Annotated in this window: 8 protein-coding genes; all 8 read right to left on the bottom strand. The window is 69.7% G+C overall.

What is annotated here, in order from left to right; all coding sequences use genetic code 11:
• Nucleotides 1-5: 5 nt before the first annotated feature.
• Nucleotides 6-1,340 (bottom strand): ammonium transporter, encoded by a 1,335-nt coding sequence (locus P5P27_RS07505; protein WP_278127100.1) that lies wholly within the window; start codon nucleotides 1,338-1,340, stop codon nucleotides 6-8.
• A gap of 144 nt (nucleotides 1,341-1,484) precedes the next feature.
• On the bottom strand, nucleotides 1,485-3,002 hold the full coding sequence (locus P5P27_RS07500) for a class I adenylate-forming enzyme family protein (RefSeq protein WP_062366782.1): 1,518 nt from the start codon (nucleotides 3,000-3,002) through the stop codon (nucleotides 1,485-1,487).
• Between the two features lie 86 nt (nucleotides 3,003-3,088).
• Nucleotides 3,089-4,711 carry an acyl-CoA dehydrogenase family protein gene (locus P5P27_RS07495; protein ID WP_278127097.1) on the bottom strand — a complete coding sequence of 541 codons (1,623 nt, stop codon included), beginning with the start codon at nucleotides 4,709-4,711 and terminating at the stop codon, nucleotides 3,089-3,091.
• A gap of 46 nt (nucleotides 4,712-4,757) precedes the next feature.
• Nucleotides 4,758-5,384 carry a TetR/AcrR family transcriptional regulator gene (locus tag P5P27_RS07490; RefSeq protein ID WP_045539699.1) on the bottom strand — a complete coding sequence of 209 codons (627 nt, stop codon included), beginning with the start codon at nucleotides 5,382-5,384 and terminating at the stop codon, nucleotides 4,758-4,760.
• Nucleotides 5,385-5,626: 242 nt separating this feature from the next.
• Nucleotides 5,627-7,024, bottom strand: a complete 1,398-nt coding sequence (gene ftsY, locus P5P27_RS07485; RefSeq protein ID WP_278127094.1) for a signal recognition particle-docking protein FtsY — start codon at nucleotides 7,022-7,024, stop codon at nucleotides 5,627-5,629.
• A gap of 16 nt (nucleotides 7,025-7,040) precedes the next feature.
• Nucleotides 7,041-10,679, bottom strand: coding sequence for a chromosome segregation protein SMC (gene smc / locus P5P27_RS07480; RefSeq protein WP_222111144.1), 3,639 nt, complete (start codon nucleotides 10,677-10,679; stop codon nucleotides 7,041-7,043).
• A gap of 20 nt (nucleotides 10,680-10,699) precedes the next feature.
• Nucleotides 10,700-10,969: an acylphosphatase gene (locus P5P27_RS07475; RefSeq protein ID WP_006896669.1), complete on the bottom strand. Its 270-nt coding sequence runs from the start codon at nucleotides 10,967-10,969 to the stop codon at nucleotides 10,700-10,702.
• Nucleotides 10,969-11,376 (bottom strand): OsmC family protein, encoded by a 408-nt coding sequence (locus P5P27_RS07470; protein ID WP_006896668.1) that lies wholly within the window; start codon nucleotides 11,374-11,376, stop codon nucleotides 10,969-10,971. Before P5P27_RS07470 ends, P5P27_RS07475 begins: the two co-directional genes overlap by 1 nt.
• Nucleotides 11,377-11,487 lie beyond the last annotated feature (111 nt).

Here is an 11,487-nt window from a genome sequence, read left to right as displayed (position 1 = left end):
TGAACTCATGCCGGCTCGTACGCACTCTCGGCGTGCTCGGCGCTGTCGATGCCGGTGAACTCCGCCTCCCGGTCCACACGCCAGCCGAGCGGCTTGAGCACCATCGCGATCGCGAAGGTCAGGATTCCGGTGAACACGAGCGCGAACAGGGCGATCGCCGCCTGCACCACCAGCTGTTTGTAGTCATGGCCGTAGAACAGACCCGAGTCCTTGGAGAGGAGACCGATCGCGATCGTGCCCCACAGACCGGCGACGAGGTGCACGCCCACCACGTCCAGCGAGTCGTCGAAGCCGAGCCGGTACTTCAGCCCGATCGCGACGGCCGCGAGCGCACCGGCGACCACACCGAGGAACAACGAGCCGACCGGGGTGAGGGCGCCGCAGGCGGGCGTGACTGCCACCAGTCCGGCGACGACGCCGGAGGCCGCACCGACGCTCGTCGGGTGGCGGTCTCGGATCCATTCCACGGCCAGCCACCCGATCATCGCGGCGGCCGTCGCCGCGGCGGTGTTGATCCACACGAGGCCGGCGGTGGCGTCGGCGGCGAGCTCGGAGCCGGCGTTGAAGCCGAACCAGCCGAACCACAGCAGGGCCGCGCCGAGCATCACGAAGGGAATGTTGTGCGGACGGTACGAGGTGCGGCCGAACCCGCGGCGTTTGCCGACCACCAGCGCCAGCACCAGGCCGGCCATGCCGGCGTTGATGTGGACGACGGTGCCTCCGGCGAAGTCGATGGGCGCGACCTTCGCCACTCCGTCGGCGACGCCGAACAGCCAGGAGGCGATCGAGTCCTTCGCGTTCGACATCAGTCCGCCGCCCCACACCATGTGGGCGAGCGGGAAGTAGACGATGGTCGCGAACAGCACGGTGAACGCCACCCAGGTGGCGAACTTGACGCGTTCGGCGATCGCACCGCTGATGAGCGCGACTGTGATCACGGCGAAGGTCAGTTGGAACGCCATGAAGACGGTCGCCGGAATCTGGGTGCTCCCCCACACCACGAACTGCGTCGCATCGCCGACCGACCTGGTCTGCATCAGTTGGTCCGACCCGAACAGTGAGAACGGATTGGCGAACAGTCCCCCGATGTCGCCGGTGCCGGTCAAGGAGTTCCCGAAGGACATCGAGAATCCCCACAGCACGTAGATCACCGTGACCGTGCCGAGCGCCGCGAACGACATCATCATCATGTTCAGCACGGACTTGGCACGCGAGAGCCCTCCGTAGAAGAACGCCAGCGCGGGTGTCATCAACAGCACGAGCGATGCGCTCACGATCACCCAAGCGGTATTACCCGCATCAACGGTTCCGAACACGTTGTCCGGCAATGCAGTCTGCACTCCTCGCACCTCCTCGCGAGACGTCGCCGATCGACGTCTCGCGATAAGAGTGCAACGCTGGTGTTGCGTGCCGCGTCGCGCAGAAGTTTCGGGGCCGTCAAGGAATCCGCGGAAATGTTTCGCGGGTGTTGCGCGGCGGCCGGGTCACACTTGTCCGCGCAGTACGTGCTTGAGGATCTTTCCGCTGGGATTGCGCGGCAGTGTCTCGACCGTCACCACCTCGCGCGGCAGTTTGTAGCGAGCGAGCTTGTCGGCGAGGAACTCGCGCACCTCGTCGAGCGTCAGTTCGGTCCCGTCGACGGTGACGCACATCGCGACGACCGTCTCGCCCCATTCGGGGTGCGGACGGCCGATCACCGCGACGTCCGCCAGGCGGGGATGCGCGCGCAGCACCTCCTCCACCTCCTGCGAGTGGACGTTCTCGCCCCCGACGATGATCACGTCCTTCAGTCTGTCGACGATGTAGAGGTAGCCGTCCCGGTCCATCCGTGCGACGTCGCCGGTGCGGAACCAGTCGCCGACGAAGCAGTCGGCTGTGGCGGTCTCGTTGTTCAGGTAGCCGATCATCCGGGTGTCGCCGCGCAGCCAGATCTCGCCCGTGTCGCCGGGACCGACGTCGCGTCCGTCGGCGTCGACCAAGCGCAGGTCGACGCCGACCATCGGACCTCGGCCGATCGAGCCGGCCTTCGCCAGTTGCTCGTGGGGATACAGGGCCGTGCCCGCCGGCCCCATCTCGCTCATGCCGTACACCTGGAAGAAGCGGTCGCTGCGGTAGGCCGCCACCAGCCTGCGGGCCGTGGCCTCGCCGAGCGACGCGCCGCCGTACAGCCACTTCGACACGGTCGACAGGTCGTGGTCGGCGAAGTCGAGCGCGCCGGCGTCGGCCAGTTGCACCGGCAGGAGGTATGCGATCGGCGAGCCGAAGAAGGCGGTGATCCGGTAGCGCTCGACGGCGGGCAGCAGTTCGGCCGGATGGAACTCACGCATCAGAACAGTCGTCGCACCGAGGGCGATCATCGTCAGCAGCCAGTCGTTGAGCGGCGCGGCGTGCCAGATGGGCATCGCGAGCAGGAACCGCTCGTCCTGCGTGAACCCCAGGGTGGCCGCGAGCGCCGGCGCCAGGCCGGACAGGGTGCGATGCGTGTGCAGGCAGCCTTTGGGCGAACTGGTGGTCCCCGACGTGTAGAGCACCTGCGCCACCGCGTCGAGGCCCGAGTCGACGGCGCCCGGGACAGGAGCGGCGGCGCGGACCGACTCGTCGAAGTCGGGCAGGCCGTCGTGAGCGCTCTCGGTGGTGAACCACCGGAACCCCGGCGCGCCGGCCGCCGCGGTCTCGGCGAGGGATCCGGAGACGACGCCGACGACCGCGCCGCTGTGCTCGAGCGCGTAGGCCACCTCCGGCGCGGCGAACTTGTGGTTGACCGGAACCAGCGCGGCACCCGCGAACCAGGCGCCGAACGCCGCCACGACGAACCCCGGCGTGTTGTACGTCATGACCGCCACCCGGTCGCCCGGCCCGACACCGGCGCCGATGAGCACCGACGCCGCACGTCGCGCCCGGTCGAGGAGCTCGCTGTACGTGATCTCCTCCTCGCCGTGGACGACGGCGGCTTTGGTCGGATTCAGGCGCGCGCTGCGCTCCAGAGTGGCGGTCAGATGCATCGAGACGCTCTTTCGAAAGACGACGGCCTCGGGAGGCCGGGGAGGGAGGGTGCGGTGGTGTGGACCGTGGGCCGGTCGCGCCGGATTCAGGCGCGGGCGACGATTCCCGCGAGGTCGAGTGCCGAGTCGAGGACGCCGTACATGTGGCCCGGATCGGCGATCCGTCCGGCGACGAATGCGTCGGTCACCGACTCGGGCGCCTGCCGGATGAGGATCGAGCCCTGCAGCGCGATCGCCATCGATTCGGTGAGCCGGCGGGCCACTGCGGGAGCGCCCGCGGGGTCGGCGGACGCCTGCGCGACGAGTTTGCGGGTCTTCTCGACGTGGAGGTCGTACTCGCGATACACCCCGAGTGCGCGCTCGAACTCGTTGTCGACCGCCTCCACGGACATCGGGTCACGCATCATGGCACGCAGGACGTCGAGTGCGATGACATTGCCCGACCCCTCCCAGACCGCCATGACCGGCTGTTCCCGGTACCGGCGCGAGAGCGGGAAACCGTTCTCGCAGTAGCCGTTGCCGCCGAGACATTCGAGCGCCTCGTAGGCGTGGTTGGGACCGCGTTTGCAGACCCAGTACTTGCCGACGGCGGTCGCGAGCCTGCGGAAGGCCGCGGACTCGTCGGCGTCGTCGTCATAGGCGGCGGCCAGTCGCATCGCGGTCCAGATCGCGGCCTCGGCCTCCACCTGCAGGTCGGCGACGACGGCGGTCATCGCCGGCTGGTCGACGAGCCTCGCGCCGAAGGCCGAGCGGTGGCGCACATGCCACGCCGCCTCGGCCACTGACTGGCGCATGCCCGCGGCGCTGCCGATCACGCAGTCGAGCCGGGTCTGGTTGACCATCTCGATGATGGTCCGTACGCCCGCGCCCTCGTCGCCGAGGCGCCAGCCGACGGTGCCGTCGAACTCCACCTCGCTCGAGGCGTTCGACTTGTTGCCGAGCTTGTTCTTGAGCCGCTGGACGTTGAAGACGTTGCGGGTGCCGTCGGGCAGCACGCGCGGCACCACGAAGCAGGTGACGCCCGGAGCGGTCTGGGCGAGCACCAGGAAGGCGTCCGACTGCGGTGCCGAGCAGAACCACTTGTGGCCGGTGATCGAGTACATGCCGTCCGACAACTCCACCGCGCGGGTGGTGTTGGCGCGGACGTCGGAGCCACCCTGCTTCTCGGTCATCGCCATGCCGAAGATCGCCGAGGTCTTCTGTCCGGAACCGAGGTCGTGCCGGTACTCGCGCGAGAAGACACGCGGAAGCCACTGCTCGGCGAGCTTCTCGTCCACTCGCAGCGACGGGACGACGGCATGCGTCATGCTCACCGGGCAGGCGTGGCCCGGCTCGATCTGCCCGAACTGCATGAACATCGCGGCCCGCGCCACGTGCGCACCCGCGCGCGGGTCCGACCAGCAGCTGGTGTGGGCGCCGTGGGCGATCGCGTCGCCGATGATGCGGTGATAGGCCGGGTGGAAGTCGATGTCGTCGATCCGGTTGCCCCAGCGATCGTGGGTGTGCAGTTCGGGGGTGATCGTGTTGGCGAGTTCGGCGTCGCGCTGGAAATCGGCCCGGCCCACCAGGGCGCCTGCCTCGGTGAGCGCATCGGCGGCCCATCCGGCGCCGTAGACGTTCACCGCCTCCACCAGCGCTGTGTGGCTGGTGAACTCGTTGACGTCGACGCGGGCGGGCGCCTGATTGAAGACCTCGTGTGTGGCGGGCATGGCGGCGGGCTCCTTCGGTTGATCGATCGGGGTCTGTCGGTTCGGTTCAGACCGGCGCGGTGGCACCCAGCGCCAGAAAGCAGAATCGGCGGATGGTCGCCACCAGCTCGGCCGGGTCGGAGTGCGGAAGCGGTGCCGTGTCCGGGTCGAGCGCTCCGACGAGCGCTTCGGAGATCGCTCCCATCACGGCCGACGCCACGACCGGCGCGTCCTGGTCGACGAACACTCCGGCGGCGACGCCGTCGGCGATGATCCGCTCGCCGAGCTCGCGGTACGACTGCCGGAGATGCAGACGTTCGGCCTCCACCGTCGGTATCACCGGCTCGAAGAGCAGCGACCACGCCAGGCGGCGGCCGCGAAGAGCGCGGTCGGCGAAGACGTCGATGAGCGTGCCCAGCTCCCGGCCGGGATCGCCGCCGACCGCCTCGACCGCGCGACGCACCTGGTCGAACTCGTAGCCGGCGGCGTCCCGGAAGACCTCGGCCAGGAGCGCCTCACGGTTGTCGAAGTACGAGTACACCGATCCGACGCTGACTCCGCTCCCCTCGGCGATCGCCGCGACGGTAGCGCCGGAGAAACCGGAGTCGGCCACGATCCGGCGCGCCGTCGCGAGGATCGAGGCACGTTTGGCCTCCGCACTCCGTCGGGTGGCCGCGGTCGGTCGGTACGCCATCGTCACCTCTCAGCCCGGGCTCAAACTTTGAATCGCGATTCAACTGTTAGAAGAATTGAATCACGATTCAACCGAAGTCACAAGGGGGTCGGAGAACAAGATCGTCCCTGCGACGGACCGGCGAGGGCGATGTGTCCTCGACCGTCCGTCACAGGGACGATCCTGGCGACTCAGTTCGGTACAGACGTCAGTTCGGTACAGACGCCGGTTCGGTACAGACGTCGGTTCGAAAAAGCAGCGCGCTACAGCAGCGCGTCGACGAATGCCTCCGGCTCGAACGGAGCGAGGTCGTCGGCGCCTTCGCCGAGCCCGACCAGCTTCACGGGGACGCCGAGCTCCTCCTGGATGCGGAACACGATGCCGCCCTTGGCGGTGCCGTCGAGTTTGGTGAGCACCACGCCGGTCAGCGAGACCACTTCGGCGAACACCTTGGCCTGCATCAGACCGTTCTGGCCGACCGTGGCGTCCAGGACCAGCAGCACCTCGTCCACCACGGCCTTCTTCTCGACCACTCGCTTGACCTTGCCGAGCTCGTCCATCAGGCCCGCCTTGGTGTGCAGACGGCCCGCGGTGTCGATCAGCACCACGTCCACGCCTTCGGTGATTCCGGTGCTGACGGCGTCGAAGGCGACCGAGGCCGGGTCGGCACCCTCCTTGCCGCGGACGATTCCTGCGCCGACGCGCTCACCCCAGGTCTGCAGTTGGTCGGCCGCGGCGGCACGGAAGGTGTCGGCGGCGCCCAGCAGCACGCGGCGGCCGTCGGCCACCAGCACGCGCGCGAGCTTGCCGGTGGTGGTGGTCTTGCCGACGCCGTTGACCCCGGCCACCAGCACGACCGCCGGTCGGTCCGCATGGGGAAGGGCCCGAACGGAGCGATCGAGTTCGGGATGCAACTGCTCCACGAGGACCCGCTTGAGGGCGGCGCGCGCGTCCTCGGCCGAGCGGACCTTGCCCGTCGCCAGTTCCTCACGGAGCCGTTCGGTGACCGTCGACGTGGCGGCGGTGCCGAGATCGGCCATCACCAGCGTGTCCTCGATCTCCTCCCAGCTGTCCTCGTCCAGATCGCCCGCGCCGAGCAGCCCGAGCACGCTCGCGCCGATCGCACCCTGCGACCGCGACAGGCGCCCGCGCAGGCGGGAAAGCCGTCCCGCGGTCGGCGCGATCTCGTCGAGCGCTGGAGCGGTGTCGACGGGTGCCGGTTCGGCGACAGGTGCGGGTTCGGCCACGGGCTCGGGTTCTGCGACCGGCTCGGGCTCGACGACCTGCTCGGGCTCGACGACCGGTTCCGGTTCGGCCGCCGGCGGTTGTACGACGGTGGTTTCGTCGGTCTCCGGCTCGACCTGAGCGGCAGGCTCGGGCTCGGCGACGGGCTCCGGTGTGGGCGGCGTCGGCGGCTCCGGACGGTCGAGGGTCGCCGATCCCGCCCCGCCCTGGCTGAAGGAGAATCCGGAACCGGCCTTGTAGCCCCCGGAACGATCGACTTGCCGTTGCGATCCGTCGGTGACCTGATCGGTCCCGGCGGCGGGCTCGTCCCGGAGCGAGATCCGGCGGCGGCGATTCAACGCGTAGCCGGCGCCGGCGACCAGGGCGAGGATGACGACGATCGCGATGACGATGACGACGATGAGTTGGGTGTCCACTGGAGAAGTTGTCCCTTCAGCTCGTGGGAGCGGAGTCGGTTGGTGAAGTCGAAGGATCGGGTGCGGCGGCGGCCGGGGTCACGTCCACCCCGCGCAGTCGTTGGGAGATCACCTGGGTGATCCCGTCGCCCCGCATGCTCACGCCGTAGAGCGCGTCCGCGATCTCCATGGTCGGTTTCTGGTGGGTGATGACGATCAGCTGGGACTTCTCCCGCAGCTGTTCGAACAGGGAGATGAGCCTGCGCAGATTCGCGTCGTCGAGGGCGGCCTCCACCTCGTCCATCACGTAGAAGGGCGAGGGCCGCGCCCGGAAGATCGCGACGAGCATGGCGACGGCGGTCAACGACTTCTCGCCGCCGGAGAGCAACGACAGTCGCTTCACCTTCTTGCCCGGCGGCCGCGCCTCCACGTCCACCCCGGTGGTGAGCATGTCGTCCGGATCGGTCAGGACCAGCCGGCCCTCGCCCCCGGGGAACAGCGTCGCGAAGACCTGGACGAACTCTCGCTCCACGTCGGCGTACGCATCGGTGAAGACTTGGAGGATCCGGGCGTCGACGTCGTCGATGACGTCCATCAGGTCTTTGCGCGCAGCCTTCACGTCCTCCAGCTGCGCCGACAGGAAGTTGTAGCGTTCCTCGAGGGCCGCGAACTCCTCCAGGGCGAGCGGGTTCACGCGGCCGAGTGTCTTGAGGTCCTTCTCCGCCTTGCGCGCACGCATCTCCTGGGTGGCGCGGTCGAAGGGCATCGGCGCGGGGGCCACCACTTGTTCGCCGCGAGCCTTGGCGTCCTCGTACTCGCGCATCTCCAGATCCGACGGCGGCATCGGGACATCCGGTCCGTACTCGGCCACCAGGTCGTCCGGCGCGATCGCGAACTGTTCGAGCACCTGTTCCTCGAGCTGTTCGATGCGCAAGGCGGCCTGCGCTCTGGCGAGTTCGTCGCGGTGCACGGCGTCGCGCAGTTTGTTCATCACCGTGCTGAGCTGGTCCACCTGCGCCCGCAGGGCGTCCACCTCGGCCGTGCGCTGGGAACGGATGGCTTCGAGTTCGTCGCGAGCCTGCGCCGCGTCGGTCACGGCCGCGGCCACCGCGTCCGCGAGTCGTTCTCCGGTGTCGGCCACCGCACTCGCCACGCCGGCCGCGTACTTGCGGAGAGCGTCCTGGCGCCGCTGGCGCTCCCGATTGGCCCGCTCGTTGGCCGCCGCGCGACGCAGACTCTCGGCCTTGCCGCGCACCGACGCCAGGCGTTCCTCGGCGGTCCGCAGTGTCAGACGCGTCTCGACCTCGGCGGACCGAGCGGACGCGACTTCCGCCGCGGCGGCATCGCGCATCGCTCTGTCGCCGTCGGCGACCGGCTCTTCGGCTGCACCGTCGACGGCGCGGGCCAGGCGCTCCTCCACCTCGGTGAGCTTCTCGAGATTCTCCGCGCGGCCCTGTTCGACGAAGTTGCGTTGCCGCACGAGCCGGTCGGCCTCATCCCGTGCAGCACGGATGTCCGAACCGAGACGCCCGAGCGACTCGTAGGCCGCCCCGAGGTTCGCGTCGGACTCGTGGAGGGCAGCGAGCGCCCCCTCGGCGTCCTCACGCGCCCGTTCCTGTTCGGCGATGGCCGCGGCCAGCTCCGATTCCAGACGCAGTGCCGTCTCCTCGGCGGCCGCGAGGTCGTGTGTCGCGGTATCGATCGCGGACTGCACCTCGATGGTCGACGGACGTCGTGCGGATCCGCCCTCCACGCTGGCCGAGGAGATGCGGTCGCCGTCGCGCGTGACGCCGACCACTCCGAGCTCACGGGCCAGGTCCAGCCCGGTCTCGGGATCGTCGACGACGATCGTCTCGGCGAGCAGCACGTCGAGCGCGCCCGCCACCTCGTCGGGTGCGGTGACCAGGTCACGGGCCCACACCGCACCGTCGGGCAGCGACGGCCGACGGTCGGGGTCGACGCCGGGCAGTCCCCCGACGATGAGGGCCGCTCGCCCGCCGTCGCCGCTGCGCAGTTCGCGCAGGGCCCGCACCGCGGCGAGCGCGTCGACCGTCGTGATCGCATCGGCGGCCGGCCCCAGCGCTCCCGCCATGGCGGCTTCGTAGCCCGGCTTCACCGTCAGCAGCTCCGACAGCGGCACGAGGACGCCCTCGGTTCCGCGTTCGATCAGCCAGGCCCCGCCGTCACCGCGTTCCAGACCGACCGAGAGCGCTTCGATCCGCGCGCTGAGCGACGCGATCGATCTGGCGGTCTCGCGCTCACTCTGGCGGAGCCGTTCGACGGTCGCAGTGGCCTCGGCCAGCGCCGCCGCACATCGTTCGTGGTGCTCATCGAGGCCGCGTTCGGCGTCCTCGAGGATCCTGACCCGCGCCACCTCCTGATCGAGGGCCGCCTGCGCGGTGTCGGCCCGCTCGGCGGCCGCCTCGATCGACGCCGTCAGCCGGGCGGTCTCGGCGTCCACCGACTCCACCTTGGTTCGCAGGTTCGCGGCCTCGCCCTCCAACCGCGCCAGACCCTCGCGGCGGTCGGCGACGGCCTGCACCGCGGCCAGGTGCGCGCGCTCGGCCTCGTTGGCCACCTGCTCGGCGGCCTGCAGCGCGGCGGTCGCGTACTCCAGCCGCTCGGCGGCCTCCTCGACCGCCTCGGTGTGCTCGGCCTCGGTCATCGCAGCGCGTTCGGCCTGCCGTTCCAGTTCCTCGGGATCGGGACCGGAGTTGGCGACGCTCGGCGAGGCCAGGTTCGCCGCGCGTTCACCGGCGAGCCGCAACGTGCCGCCGACCCGCTCCGACAGTGCGCCGAGTTGGTAGAAGACGCGTCCGGCCTCACTCGCCGCGGGCGCCACCTGCGCCAGATGCTCCTGTGCTGCCGACAGCGCCTCCGTGGCGGCGTCCAGCGCGGCCGCCACCTCGTCCTGCTGTCGCCGGACGTCGGCCTCCACGGCGCTGTGCTGCGCCATCTCCTCGCGTCGCTTCACGAGGTCGTCGGCGGCCAGCCGCAAGCGGGCGTCGCGCAGGTCGGCCTGGACGGTCGCCGCGCGCCGCGCCACCTCGGCCTGCCGGCCGAGCGGCTTGAGCTGGCGGCGGAGTTCCGTCGTCAGATCGGTGAGACGGTCCAGGTTGGCGGCCATCGCGTCGAGTTTGCGGACCGCCTTCTCCTTGCGGCGACGATGCTTGAGGACCCCGGCGGCCTCCTCGATGAACGCGCGCCGTTCCTCCGGCCGGGCCTCCAGGATCGCCGCCAGCCGGCCCTGCCCCAGGATGACGTGCATCTCGCGGCCGATGCCCGAATCGGACAGCAGTTCCTGAACGTCCATCAGGCGGCACGAATTGCCGTTGATCTCGTACTCGCCCGCGCCGTCGCGGAACATGCGCCGCGTCACCGACACCTCGGAGTACTCGATCGGCAGCGCGCCGTCCGAGTTGTCGATGGTCAGGGTCACTTCCGCGCGGCCCAGCGGGGCGCGACCGGAGGTCCCGGCGAAAATGACGTCGGCCATCTTTCCGCCGCGCAGGGCCTTGGCCCCCTGCTCCCCCATCACCCAGGTCAGGGCGTCGACGACATTCGACTTGCCCGACCCGTTGGGCCCCACCACACACGTGATGCCGGGCTCGAACCGCAGCGTCGTCGACGACGCGAACGATTTGAACCCTTTCAGGGTGAGGCTCTTCAAGTGCACGACCTGACAGCCTACCCGGATCAGCGCTCGACGAAGCCCGTCAAACCACCGCGTGCCGCCTCGAAGGACTCCACCACCAGATCGACTCGGCCGGGGGTGTCGGACGAGCGCAGCGCGGCCAGCAGTGCCGTCAGCGATTCATGCGGACCTTCGGCGACCACGAGCACCCGACCGTCGGGCTGGTTCGAGGCGTATCCCACCAGACCGAGTTCCAGCGCTCGCGACCGGGTCCACCAGCGGAATCCGACGCCTTGGACTCGCCCGTGCACCCACGCGGTGAGGCGCTGCATCACTCGGTCTCCATGGTGAGCGAGACCTGAGTTCCCGCCTTCAGGGTGCGGCCGACCGTGCAGACCTTGTCGATGGCGCGCTCGACGACCACGAGCAGGCGCTCGGCGGCCTCCGGGTCGAGTTCGGAGAGGTCCACTTCCAGGACCTCGTCCAGCTGCGGGTACTGCTCGTTCTCCCGGTCGGCGTCGCCCGAGACCCGCACGGTGGCGTCGTAGTCGTCGCCCAGTCGGCGCGAGAGCGGCCGGTCCGACGACATCCCGGTGCACGCGGCGAGTGCGATCTTCATGAGTTCGCCCGGGGTGAAGACGCCCTCGACGTCCTCCGAGCCGATGAGGACCTGCGCCCCGCGCGAGCTCTGCCCGGTGTACCTCCGGGTTCCGGTCCGCTGGACCCACAGTTCAGTCATGTCGTCGTGCCTTTCATCTGCCGTTCGTGGAGGTGTTCACGTCTCGGTGTTCACGTCTCGGTGTTCACGCCTCCCCCGGTCGAACGCCGCCGGCCTCGCAGACCTTCCCGG

The sequence above is a fragment of the Gordonia sihwensis genome (assembly GCF_029632925.1).
In the GTDB taxonomy this organism is placed as follows: Bacteria; Actinomycetota; Actinomycetes; order Mycobacteriales; family Mycobacteriaceae; genus Gordonia; species Gordonia sihwensis.
Note: the sequence above shows the minus strand (reverse complement) of the source record. Positions and strands in the feature narration are given on the sequence as shown.